Raw genomic sequence first — 24,267 nt, 5'->3', positions numbered from 1 at the left:
GGGTTCATCATATTTGGTGTGGTATCTTTAACTATGGGAAACTCCCCGCTCCCACTTGGATACGGATTTGTCACTCATACCCAGTTTTTCGGCGAGCTGCTTCTGCGTCATACCTAAGTCTTTTCTTTTGCCTGCAATATATTTTCCTATCTTGACGAGATCCATGTGCTTACCTCCTGTGTCTGAGATCATACTATTCTCTTTTCAGAAATAAGTACACCTCCCGGAAGTAGAATCCCGGTATCTACTGTGTTTTCCATTGTATACTCTTCTATTACACCTATTTCTGTTCCACCAATTTCTTCCAGTCATCCGGAAAACCCATCGTTTTCACATCTACTTTTTCATATTTATCTATTAGCAATTCTATTTGATCTACATAAAGATTCCAATGCTTGTCATTCTTTAAAATCTGTTTCATACACAATAATACACCAAACATTCTATTGTTTCCTATACCGGCTTGTGTATATTCTTTGTAAAGAATAGGCGTCTTTGAAAGTTTTGCATTATACAACCTCCCATAATGCGCACAAACATTGCGAACATAAGAAATGCTCTCCAACCAACTTTCCAGATATGTATATCCAATTCCAAAACTCTTGGCAACTGCCTTTTTGTCAGCATTTTTCATGTTTTTGTAAAATTTTGAAAGAGTGCCAAAACTAAATACCTCCACCAACGCATATATAGGCAAATTTCCACCTGCATAATTAGTTTTGAAATTTCTCACAAACGGCGCCTTTGAGTTTCTCCGAACCTCCTCTTCGATATCAGCCATAAATGCCCGATGATATTCTTCGTCCACAAAATTTTGGGGTTCCATATATCCAAGAACTCCATAAACTTCCGCAAAATAATTTGCAATTCTGCATCTGACATTTACTTCTATTTTTTCTATCTCAGCAAATGTCACTTGTCTGAAATTAGCATTGAACAGATATAACTCTACAATCTGCTCAAATGTTACGCCTTCTTCATATTTCCCATTTTTAGGTTTAAATCCTAAACTATACGCCTTAATTAATCGGAAATAGGATATGTCATTTAATATCTTCTTGGCATATTCCTCATTCTCAATAATTAAGCCAAGTGATTTCAAGTTTTCTATTTGTTCGTCTATTGTCATCGGTAATGGATGTTGCTTTAGTTCCCCCATATATTTTCCCCCTTAAAATTAAAAGACCCAACGTGGTCCGCATCGTTGAGAGGCGTGTTGGGTTCTGTTATTTTTAGTATATTCTATATGTTGTAAAAATACAATGATTATTTCAAATTACTTAAACTTTTTCTTATACCCGCAGTCGCAATAATATCCGCCGGAAGCCAGGGTGTATTCCCTGACAAAATTGGTGACACCGCCCGCCTCGCTCATGGTGTAGTCAAACTGGCACATGGCAGGGATCAGCTCAGTAAGTCCCAGTTCCTTCATAAGGGTACAGATTCCGCAGGTCGTAAATCTTGCCTCGTAGCCGCTGCCATCCTCCCTCTAAAATGTAATTTGCATATTCTGTCCCTATTCCCCGGCATCCCTCGCCTTGCTGTGCTTATGTCTCTTGCGCACTTCTCTGGCGTGATCTCTGCGGGCCGCAATAGCTTCTGCCTCTTCCTTAGGAATCAGCTTCGTGGTCTTGACGATATATACGCCGCCGTCATATGCCTTGCGTACCCGGATCTTGCCCTTGAGATAGCCGTGCTTCTCGCAATAAGCCACGCAGTAATAATGCCTGCCGTTGGCGCTGAACCATTTGATCTTCTTGCGCAGATTACGATGGCAGAGATAACATTTGCTGGACACGACTTCCTTATCTGCGAAGGCTTCTGTCTTGTCCTTAAATTCTCTGGAAATATATTTTACATAGGTATCAAACTGCGCTTTCACCTCATCCCCACGGTCCTTCGGAGGACAGAAGGTATCGTAGGACAGATTCACCACTACCTCCGGGTGCTCCTCCAGGATCCGGATCAGGATCTTTGCCGTATAGTAGGCATCACTGAACGCCCGGTGGAAGGGAATATCCTTCTCAATATGCAGAAAATCAATGGCATATTCCAGATTTCTGCGGATCTTGCGCTCCTCATAGGCAATGGCGAACAGCTTCTGCACATCCAGATAGGGTAGCGGCCCTGGTGCCAGAAGCGGCATCTCATAATATGCCATATTCCGCTGTAACTCCGTCAGATCCAGCGTGCCCCAGGTACAGAACAGATACTCCTCCTGTCCGCACCATCTGACAAAATCTCCTCCGACCTCCGGGAATGGTCTCCCACGTTCCAGCTCCTGCATCTGAATATGGATCAGTTTGCTGGTGATCTTGTGCATCTCATGGTAGACATGTGGCTTGATCAGTTCATTGAATTCGCTGACCATGACACGTTCATTATTCAGTTTGATGGCACCGATCTCTATGATTTCAAAAGGCAGCTTCTCCACAGCATCCTCTTTGCCGGTGTTACTCTGATTCCATTCCAGATCCAGAACGATATATTCCATACGTTCCTCCATATTTTTAACTACTAACAGGGGTTATAAATGTCTTACAGTGTTGGCAGGGCGATATCCAATACCTCTTCATGCCAGCAGTGGTCTCCCTCTCTGACATCGTGGAGCGGATATTCCTCTTTTCCGTATAGACTGTAAGCCTTCCGCACAATATCTAACTGCTCCGTCACATTCATCAGTCCTCTGGGACCGTTCAGATGGTCATCCCGGCAGGACTGAACCGCCAGCGGTCTCGGCGCAATGAGCGATGCAATATCTCCCATATCAAAGTGTTCCCACAGATGGGGAACATAATTACAGCTGCAATTACCGTTGAGTAATAACAATGCGTCACGATATCCATAGAGATATCCGCTGATGATACATTTTTTCACACGGTCATCCAAAGCAGAGATCCAAAGCGTCTGCATACCACCGCCGGAAAATCCCACGACGCCTAAATCATCAGTATCCCATTCGCCCCGTTCGTAGACATAATCGATCAGCCGGGAAGCATCCCAGGTACACATACCTGCCACGGTCTCTCCCAAAGGCTCAGCCATATGTGCCAGATGAAAACAGGTACTGGTCAGGAAGGACTTCTCATCCGTTCCTTTCTGCAATGCCTCATCCCTGCGTTCTCCGAAGCCTCTGCAGTCCGGACAGATTGCCACATAACCACGCTTCGCCAGCTGCATACCGTAATCATAATGGTAGAATTCGATCATCCGTTTTACCGCGGGAATATCATTGCGTCCTGCCACGCTGAATTTACCTGCTCCCTGATGCCCAGGAAGGGCAAGAAAACATTTCTGCTTCTCTTCGCTCTGCTTCGGCGGGATCAGTATATACATAGGCATATACACTTCCGGCTCTACCTGAAGGATCACTTTTTCCCGACGAATGCCGTTCTCCAGCTCCACGACTTCTTCCACGCGGGGGTCCAGATCACAGGTCTCCATATATTTCCATCCCAGAAGGTCTTTTAATGTCTCTCTGGAAGTCTCTTTCCAACTTTCCCATTCCTCTCTGGTGGACCCTGTGAAAGCATCCTGCCTTGCATATTTATCAAATTTGTTCTGCATTCCTTTCAGACTTCCGTAGAAATGAGGGATCTGAATGATCGTATCTGCCTGTTCCATGACTGCTCCTTGCGTTTTTCATTTTCTCTTATTGCTATTCTTACCATTCTCTGCCCTGTGCGTGCAGTCCGTCTTCCACGTCTCCTGCAAAAAGGCTCTCCAGCCAGGTATGCGCCAGCCGGATCCATGAGGTGCATTCCTCCTGTACGGCTCTGCCATCGTTGGTCTCTGTCAGCTTATCCGCCAGTGCCAGTCCGTGCGCTCCCTTTTCATACATATGGAATTCTGTGGGCACTCCGGCTCTGCGGAGAGCGCTGACGAACAGCAGGGAATTTTCCACCGGTACCGACTGATCCGCAAAGGTATGCCAGATGAAGGTCTTCGGCACTTTATTTGTTACCTGTTTCTCCAGGGACAGCTTCTCTCCCAGCTCCTCCTGTCTGCTTCCTAACAGATTCTCAAAAGATCCTCTGTGGGCAAACTCTCCGGAAGTGATGACCGGATAGCATAACAGCAGTCCGTCCGGACGCAGCAGCTCATGCTCGGATGCCGAAAGTCCCTGGCTCTCTGCCAGAAAATCTTCATCCCAGAACACCCCAAGGCTGGCTGCCAGGTGTCCTCCCGCAGAGCAGCCCTCCACTACAATCTTGTGAGGATCTATGTGCCACTCTTTCGCATGCTCCCGCAGGAGCTTGATGCTGTAAGCCAGTTCCTTTAAGGAAGTAGGATATTCCGCTGGAGCGCAGGAATAGCGCAGCACTGCTGCATGATATCCCATCGCCAGGAATTTCAGTGCCATGGGCTCCGCCTCTCTGTCGGAGGTTCTTGTATAGCCGCCTCCCGGGCACAACAGGATCAGAGGTCTGTCGTTAATTGCCATTGCATCCGAATACTCCTGAATATAGGTAACTAAATGTGCTCCCGGAAGGGATCCCTCCTGATGCAGTTCAAATGTATTATAGATCATATTTTTCCTCATTTCCGAGCATTATCATTGAAAAATAAGGCGCAGACCATGTAGCAATACTACCGGCCTGCGTCTTCGTCTGCCTTATTAATATTTTCATAACTATTCAGAACCCCATTCGCAAAACGCTCCTATGGAGCTTCTTTTTGCTCATGTGGTTACTTCGCCCTATAAATATCATAAAATATTCTTACGAATGCCAGCATTCGACGAATATTTGACGATATTTACATAGCTCTGAATAGTTACATATTATCTTAGTATGCTCTTCCCCAGTATACCATCTTTTTCGCAGGTTTTCCACAACATACGCAGGTATCTGCGATCTGTTCCTGTTCAAAAGGCATGCAGCGGCTGGTAACAGCAAGCTTTTCCTTGATCTTGTCTTCGCATTCCTGACATCCGCACCACATAGCCTTGACGAATCCGGACTTTTCGTTGAAGATCTGCTCGAACTCTTCCATGTTATGTGCCACATAAGTATGGCTGTCACGATGTGCTCTTGCTCTCTCCAGCATTTCCTTCTGCATGGTCTCCAGGATCTCGGCTGCCTTGGTCTCCAGATCCTCCAGAGCTACCTCGGTCTTCTCTCTGGTATCACGGCGGCAGATCACACACTTGCCTGCCTCGATATCCTTAGGTCCGATCTCCACACGAATCGGATAACCTCTCATCTCAGCCTCTGCGAACTTGAAGCCGGGGGTCTTGTCACTGTCATCTACCTTGACACGGAAATTCTTCGCCAGGCGGTCTCTCAGCTCATACGCCTTGTCGAGAACGCCTTCCTTTTTCTGCATAACGGGTACAATGCAGATCTGGATGGGTGCCACACGGGGAGGGATCACCAGACCTTCGTTATCACCGTGTACCATGATCAGTGCTCCGATCAGACGGGTGGTCATACCCCAGGAGGTCTGATGTACATATTTTAAAGTATTGTCCTTGTCTGCGAACTGGATGCCAAAAGCCTTGGCGAAACCGTCACCGAAGTTATGGCTGGTACCGGACTGCAGTGCCTTGCCGTCATGCATCAGCGCTTCTACCGTATAGGTTGCAACTGCACCTGCGAATTTCTCCTTCTCGGTCTTCTGTCCCTTGATCGCGGGGATAGCCAGAACCTCCTCCAGGAACTTCGCATATACATTCAGCATCTGCAGAGTTCTCTCCTGAGATTCTTCTGCAGTAGCATGTGCGGTATGTCCTTCCTGCCACAGGAACTCTCTGGAACGCAGGAAAGGTCTGGTCTCCTTCTCCCAACGTACCACGGAACACCACTGATTGTATACCTTAGGCAGGTCTCTGTAGGAATGGATGTCATTCTTATAGAAATCACAGAACAGGGTCTCTGAAGTAGGTCTGACACAGAGTCTCTCAGGAAGCTCGTTTAATCCTCCCTGGGTAACCCATGCTACTTCGGGTGCGAAACCTTCTACATGATCCTTCTCCTTATCCAACAGGGACTCAGGAATGAACATGGGAAGATATACATTCTGTACTCCGACTGCTTTGAATCTTGCATCCAGTTCCTTCTGGATCAGCTCCCAGATCGCATAGCCTGCGGGCTTAATTACCATACATCCTTTTACGCTGGTGTAATCACACAGCTCTGCTTTCTTCACTACATCGGTATACCACTGGGCGAAATCTTCTTCCATGGAAGTGATCGCTTCTACCATTTTCTTGTCTGCCATTTTCTCTCTCCTTTTCTTTTTCTGAAAATAAACTGCTCATACGATCTACGGAAACGAAAAACGCCGGGTCATCGCTCCCGAAAAAGGGACCGATCACTCGGCGGTACCACCCTGATTGATACAAATATGTATCCTGCTCTGTCACCGTTAACGCCGGTTCTACGCTATGCTTCGCCGCTTCCAGGTACATTGCGTCTCGCACAGGACTCCAAGGGAGGTTTCCGATCCTCTGTCATAAGGGGTTCCCAGCCGCACGTCACCGTGTCCTTCCCCTCTCTCTGGGATGCTTTCCGATCGTACTGATCCTTTTCATCGTCATTGTCGTATGCAAGTAATTGTAGTGCATGCTTCCGTGATTTGTCAAGGTCTATCTGCTAATAAGAAGATACCTGCCGGAGCTGCATAAAATAAAAGCAGATAATAACGCACCAGGGATATGGGGCCCAGAAAGACCGTAAGGCACAGTGCCAGAACCAGCAGCCAGCTGTTCCATATCTCTGCCCTCCGCCGCCGGATACCGTAGAAAAACAGGATCACTGCCAGCCAGAAATAGGTGCCGATTGCAAACAACGCACGGATCACTGGAATTTTCTGGTAATAATATTTCAGCGATATCTTACGATAAAATTCTGTCAGCCGGGGACTGATCGTCTTCATTTCCAGTACATTTCTTCCCTCGAAATCAAAGTAATAAATATCACCGTCCGGATCATCCACAACCGATGTCCCCGGATACCAGGCCTGATACGTATTATCCAAAAAGGCTCTCAGATAACATCCCGGATACTGCCATCCTTTTCGGAACCATAGTCTCAGATACTCCCACTTATTTTGAAGAAGTTCTTCATTATTCACATAATTTTTGATCCGGTCTGCCAGAAACGGATTATATTGTGACCACTGTTCTCTGTCCATGATCTGATCCAGCAGCTGCAATTCCTCACTGTCAAACGCCGCTTCTCCCTTATCTGTATATACCCTTGCAATCTGCTGGAGCGGTACACACAGAGCCTCTACCGCGGAACCTTTTTCCGCATGGAGCAGAGTTTCCATTCCCACAGACAATAGCATGGTCAGCAGAATCGTTCCCGCAAACAGTGAAATGATCTTTCTTTTCTGCTTTTTACAGAAAACCGCGCACAACACCAGATAAAGAAAAACCGCATAAATTACATTTTTCCGATACAGCGCTCCCACGATCAGGCTGCACGATAATGCTGCGATTTTCTCTTTCTTCCGAAAAAATCCCTCCGTATTCTCATACAATTCATACAACAGGTGAAATGCAATAAAAAGTGCCAGAGAGCATACCACATCCTTGGTCGTACTGACGGAAAACAAGGCAATCGTCGGCAGAAAAGCATAAAAACAAAATCCGACTCCCAACAGCCACTTTCTATTCAATCGCCGATACCAGAAATCCAGACTGTAGGAAAAGGCCGCCGCACAAAGTGTCATCTGGAAGCAGGAGTGCAGAAATACTGCCTTCTCCATCGTCCCGAAGATCCGGTATCCTAATGTGATAACGCCTCCCATGACCAACGTGCTGAGTAACGAATGGTGTGTATTATACGGCACCTCCGGATACATCACCTGAGGCACCTGCCCATAAATATCATAATTATAAAATCCGGGATCATTGGAAAGGAGCACCGGCAGCCAGGCTATCAACAATCCTGCAAAAATAAAAAATATTCTCTTTCCGATACCTTTCCCGATACCGTCCTCCTGAACTGCCTTGTCTCTCCCTGCATGTACAAACAGCCATCGCAGCATCTGTCCAAAAAGTAATGTCTCTGCTATCCACCATAAAATCCAGCCTGCTATAGGAACCTGTTCCAGCCAAGACTGCATCGTTCTATGTACGGAAGTATGGTATTCTATACTGATCCGGCATCCCACTGTCTGACAGGTTGCCAGTAATATCGCAGGTATTCCTACAGCAAATCTGTCAGTCCAGTCCAAGTCTTTCCCGGATGCTGTCCGCTGCAATATTCCAGTCACCCATTTCTTCATATGCGGCATCCATCTTCTCCTTTTCTCTGGCAGCTCGCTCCGTATCTCCGGTCTGAAGAAATGCCTTATACATGGACGCCGCCTCAAAATATCTCGCCACACCATAGCATTCCTTTTTCGTTCCGGACAGCAAGCCGCCGTACACCATATCCTCATGATAATTTACTACTAAATAAGCATAATTTTCACTCTGTACATTATTCTCCATCCAGTTGGTCTTCGCAGGACGGGAAAAGGCGTCATTTAATTGCCGGAACATATGAATGGTTCCCCAAAACAATATCAGGCACAGGGCTATGATCACAAGATTCATCACAAGCAGCGCGCCTCTCTGCTTCTGTGCCTGTTTCAGCTTACTCTTCAGATTTACCATAACCCATCACCTCGCCTTTTTCTTCCAGGAATAAGATTTTTTGTGCATTTGACATCGTACCGAAATTCTCTGCCTCTTCCGGGGTCATGCCAAAATAGGTCTGCAGCAGTGCCTTTTCATTCTCTTCCATCCGGAGAATGGCTTCCTTCTGCTCCTCCGGCAGTTCCCGATATTGTTTTGCCCTATAATCATTATCCACAGGATGCAGAATCCTTTCCAGCTGCTCGTAATAATCCGAAATATCTTCATACAGACCGGGAAGTATGGATACATTGCCAGAGTTGATAGTAACTGCCTTCATCAGACTTTCATAAAAGTAACGATACGCTCCGCTGGCTTCCATGAGCAGCTGATATTTTTCATAATTATTATTACTGCTATAAGGCCGGATGTAATGCCTGTCGCAAAAAGCTGATAAACCTATGTAATCCTCATCTTCCAGATATTGTTCCATCTGTTTCATATAGCTGCTCTGCCGGATCCCTGCATCAAACTGCAGCAAGCCTCTGTGGATGCTCCAACTACGTGCAGATACTACAAACACCACCACACACAGGATCACCAGCACTGTGATGATTATCATATGTGACATGATCTCCGTATTTTTCTCCGCCACTTCATAGACATCACTTTTGGTATCCTCAAAGTTGCTCTTGTAATGCTCCATGTCCTTGACATGCTGTGCGGCTTCTTCATTCGGTCTTCCGCAATGCGGACAATATGCCTGCTCCAATGTCAGATTGCCCCCGCAATATTTACATTTCATCATTGCTTTTATGATCCTTTCCTATTCGTTATGCTTCTTAATGTATTCCTCGCAATCCTCATATCTGGGATAACCGTAATTATTTCGCAGACTATCCTCGAATTTTTTCTCTTCTTCTGCGGTAAACGTATAACGGTCTGCCAGACTGTTCAGGGTTGCTTCCACATAAGGACGGATATACTCCCTGTCTTTCTCCGTCAGAATGACCTCGCTGTAGTCCAGTCCCCGCATCATCCAATAATCATCCAGCAGCAATGCCTGCTGATACTCATTCAAAGTCTCTCCACTCTGCTCCAGTGCCAGATATTCCCTCGCATCCCGACAGCTCATGAGCCAGCGGAAAATACCACTGTGTTCCCATCGGTCTATGGTTCTGTTCTCTTCGACAGCCTGCTCATAAAAATCCATCAGTGCTTCCAGATCCTTCTCCTGATAGAGACGGTCCAGTATCGGAAAGTTCTCTTTTTCCCACAGATAATCTGCTCTGGCATCCCTGGGTTCTATATACTGCACCCGGAACACAATTACCGCAAGTATCGCTGCCAATGCCGCCAATAAGATCAGAAGCTTAATCACAAATTTCTGTTTCTTTTTCAGTTTTTTCTTCAGTTCCTTCTCCGGTACCTGCTCCAACTGCTGCATATCCTGCCGCATGCTTTCCAGCTTCCCCAGATATTCCGCTTCGGCGCCCTTGTAATTCAGGCTTCCGCAATAGGGACACTTCGGAAGGGTATCCTCAAATTCTGCCCCACAGGAACTGCAGATGATCTTTTTAACTGTGGTATCTGCCATACAAATCCTCATATCTTTCCACAACCTGCACACTTTGGACTGCCGGTGCAAAGCTGCTTATTGTTCACAATCATTATTAATATACAACACAAAAATGACACGTGCAATGCAGAATCACTTTTTGCACACATCTTGAGGTTTTTGTCTCTTTCCTGTAAAATAAACTCAGTCGAAAAACCTGCCCGAAGTTCAAAATTGCGGGTTGCTGAAAGGAATGACGATCGATATGTATGAGAACAATTTTCTGGATCCGGCCTATATCACACCGGAGGAACAACAGATTTTAGACGGTAATATTGCCGTTCAGAAGAATCTCTACACCAGCAAACAGGATTTTGTAGTAGAGAGTGATAAATTTTTGGAACACTCCGAAGATGATATTACTCTGCGTCGCCACACCCGCTTTGTGGATTTTCCAAAGCATAAACATGATTACGTGGAGATCTTTTATTGTCTCTCCGGTTCTGTCACACATGTCATAAATGAAGAAGAGATCTGTCTCCGCCCCGGGGAACTTCTATTTATGAACCAACATATCGAACATGCGGTAATAGCCTGCGGCCAGGAAGATCTGGGCATTAACATCATCATCCGCCCCGCCTATTTCCAGAATATCCTGACTTTGATCAACAAGGATAATATTCTGGCGGATTTTATCATCAATGCGCTGGAAGGTGACAGTTGTGTCGGTCAGTATCTGTACTTTACCGTCTCCGACAATCCCTGCATCCAGAACCTCATCCACAATGCGGTCTTCCTTCTGTTACAGCAGCCTCAGAACTGGCATAAGCTCTCGGAACACACCTTTGCCCTGCTGTTCATGCATATCTTAAGCAATGCGGAAAATATTTTATTAGACCAGAAAGATGAGCAGAGCAATGTCCTGATGGTGGTGGTACGCAGATACCTGGCGGAGCATTATGATACCGGAACTCTTCACGAACTGGCTGCACAGATCGGGTACACCCCCTCTTCCCTGAGCCGTATGATCAAAAAATATTCCGGCACTACCTTTAAGGAAATACAAACACGGCAGCGTATGCGAGTCGCTATGAATCAGCTGTCCCACACCGCGCTGCCGGTGTCTGAGATTGCCCTGTCTGTAGGCTATGAGAATCAGAACTTCTTCTACAAACAGTTCAAAAAAATGTATGATATGACACCTAACGAGGCGCGTTTAAAATCGCGCCGATAACGTCAGGCATTCAAGATATAACGGTTCGAGGCTCCTTCGTGTGTCCCTCGGATCGTTATTTTTCATATAAGAACTCTTCCGGAAGGGTCACACCGAAGTCCTTTGCCAGATGGCGAAAATCATCGGGGGTAATGGTCTGTCTCTTATTCGGCTGCATGGACAACATCTTCACCAGAATTTCTGCGGATTTTTCTACGGTATGCATCAGACCGAAGGTCAGGTCGAAGTCTTTGCCTGCGGCAAAGGTTCCATGATGTGCCCAGATGGCCAGATCGTATTTCTTCATCAGTTCGGAGGTAGCTACTGCGATCTCTCTGCCGCCCGGTACCATCCAGGGCACTACGCCCACACCATCCGGGAATACTACGGGGCACTCGGTTGCCATCTCCCACAGTTCTCTGGTGAATACCTTATCCTCCAGAGGAAGCACGAAGGTCAGCGCAATGATATTGGTGGTATGTGCATGATATACCACACGGTAGTCGGGATCCTGCAGCTTCTTCACTTCCAGATTCATCAGGTGGCTGGGGAGCTCGGAGGTAGGTCTGCCCCCGTTTACCAGACCCCATACGATACGGTAATTCTCACCCTTGTCGTCAAGTTCGATCATGCAGATAGAATCTTCCGGCTTAATGCTGACATTACGAAAATATTTGCCACTGCCGGTCACCAGGAAATACTCTCCTGCCAGTGCGGGAACTGTGGTGCCGATGGGCTGGAACTCCTTCGGCTCAAAGTTCTCCTTTACCAGTTCTACCTCTTCCGGCTTCACACGGTAAGACAGGTTGCCGCCGTTACGTTCATGCCAGCCTTGCTGCCAGCCGTCATCTGCCATTCTGATAAATCCCTGTACAAATTCTGCATCTAAAAATTTCATGATAATACCTAACCTTTCTATCGTCTGCAACCTCCCGGCCGCAGACATAATTTTCAAAATTATAAGCATTTTCTACACAAATGCTATTATCTGGTAATGATATCTACCGGCACATTTAATATTTTAGCAACCTTCAGGATCGTGTCAATATGTCTGCCGGCTGCCGCTGCCATATGATGGGTAGGGCCTGCCTCGCTCCAACGGTTCACGAACTCTCTGCAGGGGATTGAGAATTTGGTACGCATATTGGTGTCACCGAAAGTGAAGATCGGGCCGGACTGATTCTCGCCTTCTGCCACAACGAACTTGAAGTTGCCGTCCTTATCCTGCGTGATAGCCAGATAGGTCACAGGGCCTACGGGAGGATAGAACTGAGTCAGATATCCGCCGCCTACCTTGCCGTGGAATACCTTAACGATCTTCATGGTGGGCTTATGTGCCAGAGAGATATCCGCATCGCCGGATCCGGAATGACCGATGATGCAGATATCCTCGTTGAAATCAATGGAGTACATCTCGGACAACTGTCCCATACCGGAGATCGTCTTCAGAATGGACATTGCCATGGCTACTTTCATATCACCTTCTACGGCACATGCGGTACCTTGCTTGATCAGCATGGAAAATGCAGGGATCAGCATGGAATCCAGTTTACCGGCTACTCCCTGTGCCTTACCGGCATAATGGGAGGCGATCATGCTTAAGTCTTCATCCTTCGCCCACTGCTCGAAAGCAAGCACATGCTTTGCCATATCCAGAATATCTTCGTCATCTGCGGTAGCGCCACCCTCTACTTCGAAGGTATCGATGATGTCCTGTGCCTTCGCCTTAATAGCTTCGGTATCGGTAATATCATCTGCAATAGCCCACATATCTTCCCAGTCAAACTGCTTGGTATACAGGCCCATTCTGTTGTAAAGGTTGGTCTCATCGATATAGAGATCCATCATTCCGGGATAAGGGCGGCCGATCTGGGCAATATTGGTCTGACGGAAACGTCTGCGGACCTGAGCTGCCTTACACCAATCTTCGATCTGAGCTGCCACCTCGGGGTCGCCGCCTTCTACCACGCCAGTGATTACAGCATGTCTCTTGCCTGCACGCTCCAGGTCTGCCACAGCCTCACCTACGGCACCACAGGCATACAGGTCACCCAGCCAGATGGGAATATCGGTATTGGCATAGTCCGGCGCCAGCTTCTTCTGCACATTGATACATACTACAGGCACATCCAGATCACGGATCGCGGGAAGTACGTTATAGGAAGTTGCATAGGTCAGCAACTGCAGGAATACCAGATCTACGTCTGCAGCACGGAATTTATCACCTGCTGCCATAGCCTGTTCCTTGGTGGTCACCATGCCACCATCAACGATATCTACAGTATCGGGAATCGTCTTCTTGAAATCCTCATACTGTGCCTCAAAATTAGGCACCAGCTGGGGGAACTGGGGCAGATATGCTCCCAGAGCGATGGAAAATACACCGATCTTTGCCTTTGTGTTTACTAACATTTATAATTTCCTCCTTTTATAAGGTTATTTTTATGATGTCGGGGTCAAAAGCCCCCGACTTTGATGCCTACGGATTGCTCCGTGCTACGCACTCCCACTTCTACGCTCCGCTTCGGTCCGTGCTAAACATGTGCCACTGGCACATAGCACCCTACCCAATATTCGCATATCGTGGGATTATCATCCCACTTTTATGCTCATATCGGGGCGGGTCCTAAGGTCTTTCGCCCACTTATGAGCAAGCTCATGTGGGCTTAGACCTTTTGACCCTGGCATCATTTTTATTACTTTGCCGGAGCAAATGTCTTAATTTCAAAAGACTCCCGGACACATTTTCTGGCACTCTTCAGATCTGCAAGATCTCCTGCATGGATCATCTGCGCCAATAGGTTGCCGATAGCGGTTGCCTCACCGGGACCCGCATATACGGTCTTGCCCGTAGCATCCGCTGTCAACTGGTTCAGATATGCTGCATTGGAACCGCCCCCGATGATATGGATGCTGTCATAGGTCTTCCCGGCGATCTTCTCCAGACCTCTTACGGTCTCTCCGTAGGACTGTGCGAGACTGCGGTATACTACGGAAGTCAGCTCTCCCACGGACTCCGGTACCGGTTGTCCTGTCTTATGACAGTACTGTCTGATGGCTTCCACCATGCTGTCCGGAGAGAGAAAACTCTGGTCATTCACATCCACTCTGGAAGGGAACTCCTTGCTTTCCTCTGCCATATCGCACAGCTGTGCAAAAGAGTATGCATCGTTATATTCGTGTCTTACGGACTGGATCATCCACAGTCCCATAATATTTTTCAGGAAACGGAACCGGTGATCGTAACCGCCCTCGTTGGTAAAGTTGGCCGCTGCGGCATCCTCTGTAATGACCGGTTTCAGGGATTCGATTCCCATGAGAGACCAGGTTCCCGAGCTGATATAAATGCCGTCTCCTTCTGTCTGAGGAACTGCCATTACGGCCGATGCGGTGTCATGGCTTCCGCACAGTACCACTTCCAGATCGAATCCTACTTCCTTCTGAATCTCCGGAAGCAGCTGGCCCACTTTCGTTCCGGGCATCTGCAGCGGCAGGAAAATATCCTCCGGGTAACCCAGCTTACGGATCAGCTCCTTATCCCACTGGAAGGTATCGGGATTCACCAGCTGTGTCGTGGAACCGTTCGTGTACTCCGACAATTTATTGCCCGTCAGACGGAAACCGAAGTAATCCGGCAACATGAGAAGTGTCTTTGCCTGCTGTAAAAGCTCCGGAGTCTGCTGCTTTACTGCCATCAGCTGATAAACGGTATTGAAAATCTGCTTCTGGATACCTGTTTTTCCATACAGTTCGGTCTCCGGCAGGATCTTCGCCACCTCCGCGTCCATGCCATCCGTGCGGTGATCACGATAACCGTAAGTATCACCCAGAATTTGATCCTTTTCGTCTAACAGAACATAATCCACAGCCCAGGTGTCAATAGCCATGCTCACCGGGATCTTTCCCAGTTCTTTGCATTTTTTCATGCCGGCAACGATCTCGCCGAACAGACGGTTCACATCCCACAGAAGCTTTCCGTCCTTATGATCCATGCCATTCTCAAAACGATAGATCTCTTCCAGCTCTATTTTGCCGTTCTCCAGGCGTCCCAAAATATGTCGTCCACTGGAAGCACCGATATCCACGGCCAGATAATATTTTTCCATAAGATATCCACAGCCTCCCTTATCTGAAACTGAATACCTGTGTAAGAAGCGGCTGTGCTCCTGTAACAGGATCCTTCTCCATGATCAGAATGTCTTTCATATACTCATCCCATTTTTTCACTACATCGCTCTCCGCCTGCACTTTTGCAGCGTACTCTACACCCTTTTCACATTCATAATAGCCGAACAGCTCCTCGCCCTGCATCCAGATGGAGTAATTCACTATCCCTGCGTTTGCCAGAACTTCCTTCATCTCCGGCCAGATATTGTCATGTCTCTTCTTATATTCTTCCTGCATTCCCGGTACAATTTTTCCGCGCCATGCGTATTTTTCCATACTAACCACCATACCTTTCTATGTATTCCGATGCACCTTTGGGCGGACAGACCGCCCGATCGTCATTGATTCTGTTTTTATTGTAGCTCTGCACTTTTGATTTCGAAATGACATTATTTGCTCCGGGCACTGTCCGATTTTGCCCGAATGAAAATGGCGCCGTTCATTCTGTTGTGCACAAGATACAGGAATTATGTTATGATGAGTAATCATAGAGAAAGAGAGTTTTTCATGGAACGAACACTAATTTATACTGCTGATAATTCCATAGTCTCCATGCCGGTCAGCCGCTTTCTGAAGCAAAAAGGCTTCTCCTCACAGAATCTGGTGCAGTTAAAAAAAGACCCCTCCGCTGTACTGGCAAACGGGATTCCCTGCTTTATGAATCATATACTGCAGCCCGGCGATACCCTGACACTGCATATCCGGGAAAATCATTCTTCTGAGAAGATTCCCCCGGTAAATCTGCCATTAAATATTGTCTACGAGGATGCGGATCTTATGGTGATCAACAAGCCTGCGGGAATGCCGATCCACCCTTCCATGAACAATTATTACAATTCCCTGGCGAATGCCCTCGCGTACTATTTTGAACAGCAGAACTGTCCTTTCATCTTCCGCTGCATCAACCGCCTGGACCGGGATACTTCCGGACTGACCATCGTGGCGAAGCATTATGTCAGCGCCGGTATACTTTCTGCCATGATTGCCAATAAAGCGACTTCTGGCATCACGAGGGAATATCTTGCCATTGCAAAAGGCTCGGTACGTCCCTTAGAGGGAACCATCACCGCACCCTTAGGGCGCAAGGAAGGCTCGATCATCGAGCGGACGGTGGATTTTGAAAACGGGGAATCTGCGGTTACGCATTACAGAGTACTGGACGAAAAAAATGGGCACAGCCTGGTCTCTCTCATCTTAGAGACCGGCCGCACCCATCAGATACGGATTCATATGAAATACCTGGGCTATCCCCTGATCGGAGATTATTTGTACAACCCGGATATGGAACGGATACAAAGGCAGGCGCTGCACGCATGGAAGCTGATCTTCCGCCATCCCATCACCGGGGAAATACTGTCCTTTACCGCACCGTTGCCGAAGGATATGGCGATGGTAGCGGGAGATACCCCATGGAGCATATCCTGAATCTGCTTAATCTGCAAGCAGTCATACAGATTCCTATGGTGCAGTATTATGCACGCAGTTTCTTCAGTGCTTTCTCCCGGATCAGGCATTCACCGTGTTCTTCCAGATATCTTATCTTCTGCTCGTCTGCGGCATACAACGCTGCGAATTCCATAGCCTGGATGCAGGCTCTGCTGTAGCGCTCGTAGGACGCACCGCCCTTCTGCACATAGACATAGCAGGTGCCGTCTTCCATCCGGTACAACGTGCTGTTGATCCGCAGGTTCGCCGGTAATACGGCGGCATATTCGATCACTCTGCCGATATTGCGGAAGGCAAAAATTGCAAACTGGGGCTTTGCTGCTTCCTCTGCTTTTCCCTTTGCTTTCTTATTTTTCCCGGCGTTGTTCTCCGTTTCTTCCTTCGCCTGTTTTCCCAGCGTAGCGCCGATCTCTGCCTTCTTCTCCTCGAAGACCCGTTTCATTTCCTGCAAAGCCTGCAACAGCTGTGCACCGTTTTTGTTCTCCAACGGTTCTTTCTCGGAAAATACCAGTACCAGTCCTTCATCCGGCAGCATCATGATCTGCAGGTCAAACGCATACTTCGGCGGCTTGTAGCCTACCTCTTCCTCTGCCTGTTCGATGATCTCCTGTACCACTTCTTTTGCTTTATCACTGCGGGTCACAAAATCTTTATAATCAATATCGTACTCTTCCAGCTCTTCGTTGGAAAGAAAACACTTCACGGTCTTATCATCAATTCGTTCTATTTTCATAGCTATCACCTCTTACTGTTATATGTATGATAGCATAAAAATGTTGTGATTTCCACTGTGCAAATTATGAAAACACTATAAAGCTATTCTGACAACTAACTTTTGTGAAGCTTATTAACTTGAAAGTTAGTGAATATTGGCAAAACCGACGAACTCCCGGAGCATGCGATACACATGTCTTGATGTAAGGTCTCCGGATGTGAATTTTCTACGAAAAGTGATGAGTAATTCTCGTCATGACGGGGCCGCCTACAGTCGACATCCATGTCGACAATCGGCTGACGCGGACATCGTGTCCGCTTTCCCCCTGCCTTTCAGCACTTTTCTAGAAAATATCAACATCCTCCGACAAACATCTTCGACATGGCACCGCATACGCCGGGAGTTCTGCGTTTTGGAAAGCTTTCAAAAAAACCAGTAGCCCCGGCTGGGTATAAGAATAAGCAGTGCCGTAAGCAGACGTCGGTACTTAGCGGTCGTATTGTGACCGCTTATGTACCGCTACGCTCTGCGACAGAGCGCGAGCGTGCCGCGTTTCTTATACCCTGCCAAGGGCTACGGGATTATTTCACTAACTCTCAATTTAAAATGCAAAAACCTCTAGATAACTTCCGCATCCACTCTGGTCACGATTTCCTGTTCCCCTTTGCTGATATGGTATTTCACTGCGGGGATCTTGGTCTTGGTGTAGAGCAGGTTAGTGTTGGGATCTACGGTGATCATGTAGCCTACGGGCGGCTTGTCTGCCACTTCGTTAACCTGTGTATTTTCATCCAATACCGCACTGACAGTACAACTGCAGAATTCGTTGCTGGCCTGGGCGGACATACCGTCCACCTTTTCCGCAAAGCCGACCTCTTCAAAATCACCTCTGCTGACTGCAAATCCACAGTCGTAGGCCACGCAGTCAATCTCGCTGGTGATCTTATGTACTCTGGTATGTCCACCGGCATCCGGGGTGATCGTGGTCTCTACCGTAATGCCGGGATAGGGACTCCACTTCGACCATACTCCGTTCTCCGTGATCTTTGACTCCTCGCAGATCCGGCGCACATAGACATAACCATCGATCCAGAACGCCAGCATATTGTCCGGGGCATTCTCATGCAGCTCGTAGCAGGACTTTGCCACGCTGATACTGAACCGGGTATCATAAGCAAACTTTCCGTATTTTGCCACGATCTGGCCGTGTCCGTTAGGGCTGTAGACGCCTGGTGCAAATGCTGTGGTGTGATTGCCGTAATGGTAGACAAACAGATCGGCATACTTCTGGGGACAGGCCGGTGCCAGCTTCGGCAATGGTGCCTCTTCCACACTCCAGAAGGGATGATCATCGGGAAGCAACAAAAAGGCAAACACCTTCATGCCCCAGTAAGGAGAACCGGGGGCATTGTACCGCTCCGCCATGGTCAGATTCGGATATCCATAGCCGATGGTCAGCACATGATCTCTGTCGAAGATCGGACGCTTCAGCCAGGTGCGCAGATGCCTTGCGATCAGACCTTTCATCACGGGAACCGGGAACGGCTCCAGTCCTGCCAGCAGGCAGACACTGAAAAAGCTTACCTGAGAGAAACGATAGGTCAGGGATCTGCCGAAAGGAATGGCCTCGCCCTCTTCATCGAACCAGTAAATGAACTGCTTTGCGAATTCCATGGCTCTCGCCTTGTATTTTGTTGCCCGCTCCGGGTCATCTTTCTCCATAATCACGGCATAGATCAGGCTGTAAAAATGGATGGCAAAGGAAATATAGTAATCCTTCTGACCGGAATCTCCGTCCTGATACCAGCCTTCACCCAGATAGAAGGTCTCCAGCCCTTCCAGATATTCTTCCAGCATCTCGGGGCTATACCGGCGTCCCACCTTTTTCATTGCAATGTTCACCAGTACGGCGAACAGGATCCAGTTACACACCGGCAGAGGATGCTCATTGATCTTATTTAAATAGTTGCAGAGATTCTCCTTCTGTGCTTCCGTGAGAGGATCCCATACCACTTCGGGGGCAAACATAATGCCATAGGAAATGGCTGCCATCTCCACGAATCTCTGATCAAAAGAGGTGCATTCTCCCCAATATTCCGGGTTCTTCTCATCGGTTCCGGCCGTCAGGCCCTTGCGATAGATCTCTTCGAATTCCGGCTCTTTTCCACCGCCTGCCCAAAAGGGCACCAGTCCCCATAAGGGACGGGAAAAGGCTTCCATCCATGTGGCACCGATGTCATAATGTGCCATGGTAACGCCCAACGTCAATCTCGCCTTTTCTTCACTGTAATAGGGTTTTAACGGCTCCAGGATAGATAACATACAGTCCTGAAAATCTTTTTTGCTATGTAAGTTCATGCAGTTAGTCCCTCCAAAATAACAAACGTAGTAACTATATTCCTATATTAGAAATACTTCTTACAGAAGCCCAGACAGGATGCCATGCCGAAGATGTTTGTCGTAGAGTGTGAGATTTTCTTGAAAAGTGGTCTGGCAACAGGGCGAAAGCGAACACGATGTTCGCGTCAGCCGATCGTCGACATGGATGTCGACTGTAGGCGGGCCCGTCATAATGAGAAAAACTAAGCCACTTTTCTTTAGAAAATCCACACTCGGAGACCTTACATCAAGGCATGCGTATCTGTATGGGCTTCGTATGATATCAATTTAATATAATCTACCAGTACTCTCTCCAATCCTTCAATAACCGGGTCAGTGCCTCCATGTAGAAGTAATCTCCCCAGGAATTGCACTCGTCTACGCCGTAATGATTGCAGGTATTGTAAGGAGAATGGTTTGAGTAGGTGCTGTGCAGCACCAGTCCGTTGGATTCCTTCGGATCCTTTACGGCATAGCCCACATAGACAGACCGCATGATCTGTTTTGCCAGTGTAATGTAATGCTCTGCTTCTTCCGGCTCCAGATATTTCGCCATTTCCAGCATACCACAAGCCGCGATGGAAGCGGAAGAAGAATCTCTCGGCTGGTCATCCCCGTCGGTGAATTCCAGATCCCAGTAAGGTACCAGATCTTTGGGCAGATGTGCCAGAAAATACTCTGTTACATGCCGGAACAGATCAATATATTCTTTTCTTCCGGTATAACGGTAAGCCAGTGCCATACCGTAGACGCCCCAGGCCTGACCTCTCGCCCAGGCGGAACCGTCACGGTATCCCTGACAGGTGGCACCATGATCCGGTGCTCCCGTCTTCATATCAAAAAAGAAGGTATGCCAGGTAGAATAATCCTCACGGATCACATTGGCAACAGCGGTATGAATATGTTTCTCCGCAATGTCACGGTATTTCGGATCTCCAGTCTCATCGGATGCCCAGTACAACAGAGGCAGATTCAGTAAACAGTCAATGATCAGGTGGTAATTCTCCGGTGCATCCATGGGTCCCCATGCCTGAATAAACTCCCCTACCGGATGATATCTGGTGATGAGCTGGTCTGCTGCCTTGATGGCTGCTTCTCTGCCCTCTTTGCTGCCGGTCAGCTTATAAGCTGCCACGCAGGAAGGGGAATACAGAAATCCCATATCGTGATGATCCACTTCGATTTTCTTGTCTATACGATCCAAAAAGCTCTTTACCTGAACTTCCCCGGCTTTTTTCAGCCTTTCATCCTGAGAATATTCATAAGCCAGCCAGATCTCTCCAGTCCAGAACCCACAGGTCCAGTAATTGTTCGGAATCGGCTGATAGAAACCGTTCTCGCTGTATGCTTTCTGGAACTTCTCTGTAAATTCCGACAGATCCCGGATTACCTGCTCCGTGGAAAACTGCAGAGCGTCTTTGATCTCCGCATCTGTGATCTGCGGATATTTCTTTTCGTCAAATGTTATCATAGTCTTATCCTTTACCTTATTATGCATTTTTATTATACAAGCCTGTGACATGGAACCGGCACAGGCTTGTGAAAATACATTGTTATCTGTTATCCCTTCAGTCCCGTAGAGGCAACACCCTCTACAAAGTATTTCTGCAATACCAGGAATACGATCAGTACCGGGATCAGCGACAATACCGATCCTGCCATGATCAGACCGTAATCGGAAGAGTACTGGCTGATGAACATTTTTAATCCCAGCTGGATGGTCTTCTTCTCCTGACTCTTCAAGTAGATCAGGGGTCCCAGATAGTCGTTCCATGTCGCCACGAAGGTGAAAATCGTCAGTGTGGACAATGCCGGCTTCGACAGTGGCAGCATGATGCTGGCATAGATCCGGTACTCACTCATACCGTCGATTCTGGCGGCTTCACACAGATCGTCGGGAATGCCTTCATAGAACTGCTTCATCATGAATACACCGAATGCGGAAAACGCCTGCAGGCAGATCATAGCAAGCAGCTTATCGTTCAGTCCCATTCTTCTCATCATGATGAACTGAGGTACCATGTATACCTGCCAGGGCATTGCGATGGTTGCGATGTATGCCAGGAACAGTCCGTTCTTATGACGGAAGTCCAGTTTTGCAAAAGAGTATGCTGCAAAGCTGCTAGTCAGTAACTGTAAGAAAGTAACGATCAATGTCAAGTATACCGTATTTCCCACGAATCTGCCAAAGGGAATCTTCGTCCAGATCTTCACGTAATTGTCCCACTTGGGGTTCGCAGGGATCCATACAAAAGGATTCATCTGGAATACTTCTCTGTCACTCTTGATGGATGCGGAAAGCATCCACAGGAAAGGAATGATCATGACCACTGCGATCAGAATGAGAATCGCATATACGATCACTTTGCCAAAAACGGCTTTTTTATGTGCTGATTTCATAATCTGTGCGCCTCCTAACGTTTTACCCTGCCGTACACTTCAATCTGACTCAGTGCCGGGAAGGGGGATGGATCTTCTGCTTTGATCAGGTTGCAAAGCTCCAGCCAGGTGATCTCTTTCTCGGGGATCGGCAGTACATGTGCCCTGCTGCTCTTCTCTAAGGGAAATTCCTGTTCACTGCCATCGGAAAACCGGATCGTTACCTGCTGCCACCAGTTGTCATGCGGGAAATCGGATCTGGTGTACAACACGATCCTGTCTGCCAGTACCGGTCTGCCGAAGTCCAGCTTCATAGCTGCATCATCCTGCATGTTGATTCCCCAGGATTCGTAGGGCCATTCTCCGTGGGAGCGGTTCGCCCGGACACCGTCAATGGCGTTTTTCGCTGCAAATACGCTCTCGCCTCTGGTCTCCACATTGGCTGTCGCATGCGGATAACAGGGAACATCCATATGTTGGTCTGCAGGATTTAGTGCCAGGTTTCTATAGACTGTGATCTCATCTTCTCTTGCGACTTCCGCATAGAGATAATGTTTATTTCCGGAAAATACCTTAGGGGACATGCTGATCCTTTTTTCCCCGAAGGGAACATAATAGGATACATTGTCGGTTATGTATACGAAAGCATCCCCAAGAGCATCATCCACCTGTAAATGTACATGTATATTTTTCTCATCGGTCTCCAGCACGATCCGGTCACCCTCTTCATAGGTATGGGTGCAGACCAGATCCACAAAATCCTCACCGCTGCTGACGCAGATGGTGTTGCTGTCCTTATCGAGAACCTTCAAAGCCAAGATTGCCATTATGCTTTCTCCCTCTTTGCCTGACCGCGGAACTGAATGATCGTTACGAACAGTACCATCAGGAACAGTACCATTGCTACAGAGCTGGAGTAGCCCAGATCCCAGTCAATAAATGCTTTCTGATAGATGTAGTATACAAGAACGGTTGCTGAAGTGGTTAACTCTCCGCTTCCACCGCCTGCCAGCATGATGGCGATATCGTACACCTTGAAGCAGTTGATGGTCAGCATGACGACTACGAAGAAGGTCGTGGAAGACAACTGCGGCCAGGTCACATAACGGAATTTCTGCCAGGTATTTGCACCGTCCAGACTGGCTGCCTCATACAGTTCAGAGGAGATTCCCTGTAAGCCTGCCAGGTAGATTACCATATAATAACCCATATATTTCCATACACTGAACAGAATCATGGAGAACAGTACCAGTCCGCCGGTGAACCACTGGGGAAGCTGGTCCTGCGGTACATTGAAAACATTCAGCAGAATGTTGTTCACAGGTCCTTTCGAGGGGTGGAACAGCATTTTCCATACTGCGGTGATTGCTACCAGAGAAGCTACATATGGGAAAAAGGAAAGGGTTCTGAAAATACCTCTTCCTATTACTTTCTGATTTAACACGATGGCCAGTGCCAGAGATGCGATCATGGTCAGAGGCACGGTACCGATACAATAAATAATGGTGTTTTTAAATGCTGCGATAAAGAAAGTATCTTTCCACAGTCTTGTAAAATTACTGATGCCTGCCCACTGGATCGGGTTACTCCCGTCCCACTTCATGAAAGCAAGGGCAAAGGCAAAAATAATGGGGATCAAGGTAAATACGCAGAAACCGATAAAGTTAGGTGCAATAAAGGAGTAGGCCACCAGATCTCTTTTGGTTTGACGGCTTAATTTCCGCATAACAATTCTCCTTTCAAACGCTTTTTGTGTCATCTTTTGCGTCTTTTTCTGATAAGAAAGGGGCCGTAGGTACGACCCCTTAAGTCTTATTCAACATTCAACAAACATTCAA

At 47.6% G+C, this 24,267-nt stretch carries 21 protein-coding genes and 3 pseudogenes; 3 read left to right on the top strand and 21 right to left on the bottom strand.

All coding sequences use genetic code 11. The features are described from left to right. Positions 1–39 precede the first annotated feature (39 nt). The 11 genes and pseudogenes from ACLTOH_RS13510 to ACLTOH_RS13460 all read right to left on the bottom strand — a co-directional run. Positions 40–165: pseudogene (locus ACLTOH_RS13510) on the bottom strand (helix-turn-helix domain-containing protein); the annotation flags it as partial. Between the two features lie 115 nt (positions 166–280). After that, positions 281–1,159: an Abi family protein gene (locus ACLTOH_RS13505; protein WP_412224253.1), complete on the bottom strand. Its 879-nt coding sequence runs from the start codon at positions 1,157–1,159 to the stop codon at positions 281–283. Between the two features lie 117 nt (positions 1,160–1,276). Beyond that, a pseudogene (locus tag ACLTOH_RS13500) lies at positions 1,277–1,474 on the bottom strand (L-2-amino-thiazoline-4-carboxylic acid hydrolase); the annotation flags it as partial. Between the two features lie 42 nt (positions 1,475–1,516). Then, positions 1,517–2,494, bottom strand: coding sequence for an exonuclease domain-containing protein (locus ACLTOH_RS13495; RefSeq protein WP_412224252.1), 978 nt, complete (start codon positions 2,492–2,494; stop codon positions 1,517–1,519). Positions 2,495–2,538: 44 nt separating this feature from the next. Further along, the gene (locus ACLTOH_RS13490; protein WP_412224251.1) at positions 2,539–3,624 is read right to left on the bottom strand and encodes an alpha/beta hydrolase family protein; all 1,086 of its coding nucleotides are present in this window, start codon (positions 3,622–3,624) and stop codon (positions 2,539–2,541) included. A gap of 40 nt (positions 3,625–3,664) precedes the next feature. Then, positions 3,665–4,531, bottom strand: coding sequence for an alpha/beta hydrolase (locus ACLTOH_RS13485; protein ID WP_412224250.1), 867 nt, complete (start codon positions 4,529–4,531; stop codon positions 3,665–3,667). A gap of 257 nt (positions 4,532–4,788) precedes the next feature. After that, the gene (gene proS, locus ACLTOH_RS13480; protein ID WP_118504457.1) at positions 4,789–6,222 is read right to left on the bottom strand and encodes a proline--tRNA ligase; all 1,434 of its coding nucleotides are present in this window, start codon (positions 6,220–6,222) and stop codon (positions 4,789–4,791) included. A 360-nt stretch (positions 6,223–6,582) separates the two neighbouring features. After that, positions 6,583–8,238, bottom strand: coding sequence for a DUF6020 family protein (locus ACLTOH_RS13475; RefSeq protein WP_412224249.1), 1,656 nt, complete (start codon positions 8,236–8,238; stop codon positions 6,583–6,585). Beyond that, on the bottom strand, positions 8,174–8,611 hold the full coding sequence (locus ACLTOH_RS13470; protein WP_117465095.1) for a hypothetical protein: 438 nt from the start codon (positions 8,609–8,611) through the stop codon (positions 8,174–8,176). Before ACLTOH_RS13470 ends, ACLTOH_RS13475 begins: the two co-directional genes overlap by 65 nt. Further along, a complete protein-coding gene (locus tag ACLTOH_RS13465; RefSeq protein WP_262594491.1) occupies positions 8,592–9,380 on the bottom strand; it encodes a hypothetical protein in 789 nt (262 codons plus the stop codon). The genes ACLTOH_RS13470 and ACLTOH_RS13465 overlap by 20 nt, the downstream gene beginning before the upstream one ends. Before the next feature lie 18 nt (positions 9,381–9,398). Next, positions 9,399–10,169 carry a hypothetical protein gene (locus ACLTOH_RS13460; protein ID WP_227064727.1) on the bottom strand — a complete coding sequence of 257 codons (771 nt, stop codon included), beginning with the start codon at positions 10,167–10,169 and terminating at the stop codon, positions 9,399–9,401. A gap of 214 nt (positions 10,170–10,383) precedes the next feature. Between ACLTOH_RS13460 and ACLTOH_RS13455 the strand changes: the two genes are divergently transcribed. Further along, positions 10,384–11,364: an AraC family transcriptional regulator gene (locus ACLTOH_RS13455; RefSeq protein WP_227064726.1), complete on the top strand. Its 981-nt coding sequence runs from the start codon at positions 10,384–10,386 to the stop codon at positions 11,362–11,364. Between the two features lie 55 nt (positions 11,365–11,419). On the opposite strand, the gene rhaD is transcribed toward ACLTOH_RS13455, so the two are convergent. Both rhaD and ACLTOH_RS13445 read right to left on the bottom strand, forming a co-directional pair. Next, complete coding sequence (gene rhaD, locus ACLTOH_RS13450; RefSeq protein ID WP_022312462.1) at positions 11,420–12,241, bottom strand: rhamnulose-1-phosphate aldolase; 822 nt, start codon at positions 12,239–12,241, stop codon at positions 11,420–11,422. Between the two features lie 86 nt (positions 12,242–12,327). Next, positions 12,328–13,755, bottom strand: coding sequence for an L-arabinose isomerase (locus ACLTOH_RS13445; protein WP_022312463.1), 1,428 nt, complete (start codon positions 13,753–13,755; stop codon positions 12,328–12,330). Between the two features lie 32 nt (positions 13,756–13,787). On the opposite strand from ACLTOH_RS13445, the pseudogene ACLTOH_RS13440 reads away from it, so the two are divergent. Then, a pseudogene (locus tag ACLTOH_RS13440) lies at positions 13,788–14,013 on the top strand (hypothetical protein). A 26-nt stretch (positions 14,014–14,039) separates the two neighbouring features. Here ACLTOH_RS13440 and rhaB read toward each other — a convergent pair. Together rhaB and ACLTOH_RS13430 are read right to left on the bottom strand one after the other, a co-directional pair. After that, on the bottom strand, positions 14,040–15,449 hold the full coding sequence (gene rhaB / locus ACLTOH_RS13435) for a rhamnulokinase (RefSeq protein WP_227733773.1): 1,410 nt from the start codon (positions 15,447–15,449) through the stop codon (positions 14,040–14,042). A gap of 19 nt (positions 15,450–15,468) precedes the next feature. Next, positions 15,469–15,786, bottom strand: coding sequence for an L-rhamnose mutarotase (locus ACLTOH_RS13430; protein WP_227064724.1), 318 nt, complete (start codon positions 15,784–15,786; stop codon positions 15,469–15,471). Between the two features lie 231 nt (positions 15,787–16,017). Here ACLTOH_RS13430 and ACLTOH_RS13425 point away from each other — a divergent pair, with 231 nt between their 5' ends. Next, on the top strand, positions 16,018–16,935 hold the full coding sequence (locus ACLTOH_RS13425) for an RluA family pseudouridine synthase (protein ID WP_337415082.1): 918 nt from the start codon (positions 16,018–16,020) through the stop codon (positions 16,933–16,935). Between the two features lie 46 nt (positions 16,936–16,981). On the opposite strand, the gene ACLTOH_RS13420 is transcribed toward ACLTOH_RS13425, so the two are convergent. The 6 genes from ACLTOH_RS13420 to ACLTOH_RS13395 all read right to left on the bottom strand — a co-directional run bounded on the left by ACLTOH_RS13420 (position 16,982) and on the right by ACLTOH_RS13395 (position 24,155). Continuing rightward, positions 16,982–17,689 (bottom strand): adaptor protein MecA, encoded by a 708-nt coding sequence (locus ACLTOH_RS13420; protein WP_227064722.1) that lies wholly within the window; start codon positions 17,687–17,689, stop codon positions 16,982–16,984. Between the two features lie 600 nt (positions 17,690–18,289). Continuing rightward, the gene (locus tag ACLTOH_RS13415) at positions 18,290–20,029 is read right to left on the bottom strand and encodes a DUF2264 domain-containing protein (RefSeq protein WP_337631425.1); all 1,740 of its coding nucleotides are present in this window, start codon (positions 20,027–20,029) and stop codon (positions 18,290–18,292) included. A gap of 319 nt (positions 20,030–20,348) precedes the next feature. Then, positions 20,349–21,521, bottom strand: a complete 1,173-nt coding sequence (locus ACLTOH_RS13410; protein WP_337631426.1) for a glycoside hydrolase family 88 protein — start codon at positions 21,519–21,521, stop codon at positions 20,349–20,351. An 89-nt stretch (positions 21,522–21,610) separates the two neighbouring features. Further along, entirely contained in the window at positions 21,611–22,450 is an 840-nt protein-coding gene (locus tag ACLTOH_RS13405) for a carbohydrate ABC transporter permease (RefSeq protein WP_022312010.1), read from the bottom strand. Between the two features lie 14 nt (positions 22,451–22,464). Next, positions 22,465–23,256, bottom strand: coding sequence for a hypothetical protein (locus tag ACLTOH_RS13400; RefSeq protein ID WP_022312009.1), 792 nt, complete (start codon positions 23,254–23,256; stop codon positions 22,465–22,467). Then, a complete protein-coding gene (locus ACLTOH_RS13395) occupies positions 23,256–24,155 on the bottom strand; it encodes a carbohydrate ABC transporter permease (RefSeq protein WP_022312008.1) in 900 nt (299 codons plus the stop codon). Before ACLTOH_RS13395 ends, ACLTOH_RS13400 begins: the two co-directional genes overlap by 1 nt. Positions 24,156–24,267 lie beyond the last annotated feature (112 nt).

The organism is Waltera sp. (genome assembly GCF_046969025.1).
GTDB classification, from domain to species: Bacteria; Bacillota; Clostridia; order Lachnospirales; family Lachnospiraceae; genus Acetatifactor; species Acetatifactor acetigignens.
This window is presented reverse-complemented; position numbering and strand designations above follow the sequence as displayed.

Bases quoted from the DNA above. Each gene is read 5' to 3' on its own strand.
- ACLTOH_RS13400 (WP_022312009.1), bottom strand. From the start codon at position 23,256: ATGGCAATCTTGGCTTTGAAGGTTCTCGATAAGGACAGCAACACCATC.
- ACLTOH_RS13445 (WP_022312463.1), bottom strand. From the start codon at position 13,755: ATGTTAGTAAACACAAAGGCAAAGATCGGTGTATTTTCCATCGCTCTG.
- rhaB (WP_227733773.1), bottom strand. From the start codon at position 15,449: ATGGAAAAATATTATCTGGCCGTGGATATCGGTGCTTCCAGTGGACGA.
- ACLTOH_RS13485 (WP_412224250.1), bottom strand. From the start codon at position 4,531: ATGATCTATAATACATTTGAACTGCATCAGGAGGGATCCCTTCCGGGA.
- ACLTOH_RS13420 (WP_227064722.1), bottom strand. From the start codon at position 17,689: ATGAAAATAGAACGAATTGATGATAAGACCGTGAAGTGTTTTCTTTCC.
- ACLTOH_RS13430 (WP_227064724.1), bottom strand. From the start codon at position 15,786: ATGGAAAAATACGCATGGCGCGGAAAAATTGTACCGGGAATGCAGGAA.
- ACLTOH_RS13405 (WP_022312010.1), bottom strand. From the start codon at position 22,450: ATGAAATCAGCACATAAAAAAGCCGTTTTTGGCAAAGTGATCGTATAT.
- ACLTOH_RS13460 (WP_227064727.1), bottom strand. From the start codon at position 10,169: ATGGCAGATACCACAGTTAAAAAGATCATCTGCAGTTCCTGTGGGGCA.
- ACLTOH_RS13425 (WP_337415082.1), top strand. From the start codon at position 16,018: ATGGAACGAACACTAATTTATACTGCTGATAATTCCATAGTCTCCATG.
- ACLTOH_RS13470 (WP_117465095.1), bottom strand. From the start codon at position 8,611: ATGGTAAATCTGAAGAGTAAGCTGAAACAGGCACAGAAGCAGAGAGGC.
- ACLTOH_RS13395 (WP_022312008.1), bottom strand. From the start codon at position 24,155: ATGCGGAAATTAAGCCGTCAAACCAAAAGAGATCTGGTGGCCTACTCC.
- proS (WP_118504457.1), bottom strand. From the start codon at position 6,222: ATGGCAGACAAGAAAATGGTAGAAGCGATCACTTCCATGGAAGAAGAT.
- ACLTOH_RS13475 (WP_412224249.1), bottom strand. From the start codon at position 8,238: ATGAAGAAATGGGTGACTGGAATATTGCAGCGGACAGCATCCGGGAAA.
- ACLTOH_RS13490 (WP_412224251.1), bottom strand. From the start codon at position 3,624: ATGGAACAGGCAGATACGATCATTCAGATCCCTCATTTCTACGGAAGT.
- ACLTOH_RS13495 (WP_412224252.1), bottom strand. From the start codon at position 2,494: ATGGAATATATCGTTCTGGATCTGGAATGGAATCAGAGTAACACCGGC.
- ACLTOH_RS13410 (WP_337631426.1), bottom strand. From the start codon at position 21,521: ATGATAACATTTGACGAAAAGAAATATCCGCAGATCACAGATGCGGAG.
- ACLTOH_RS13505 (WP_412224253.1), bottom strand. From the start codon at position 1,159: ATGGGGGAACTAAAGCAACATCCATTACCGATGACAATAGACGAACAA.
- ACLTOH_RS13415 (WP_337631425.1), bottom strand. From the start codon at position 20,029: ATGAACTTACATAGCAAAAAAGATTTTCAGGACTGTATGTTATCTATC.
- rhaD (WP_022312462.1), bottom strand. From the start codon at position 12,241: ATGAAATTTTTAGATGCAGAATTTGTACAGGGATTTATCAGAATGGCA.
- ACLTOH_RS13465 (WP_262594491.1), bottom strand. From the start codon at position 9,380: ATGATGAAATGTAAATATTGCGGGGGCAATCTGACATTGGAGCAGGCA.
- ACLTOH_RS13455 (WP_227064726.1), top strand. From the start codon at position 10,384: ATGACGATCGATATGTATGAGAACAATTTTCTGGATCCGGCCTATATC.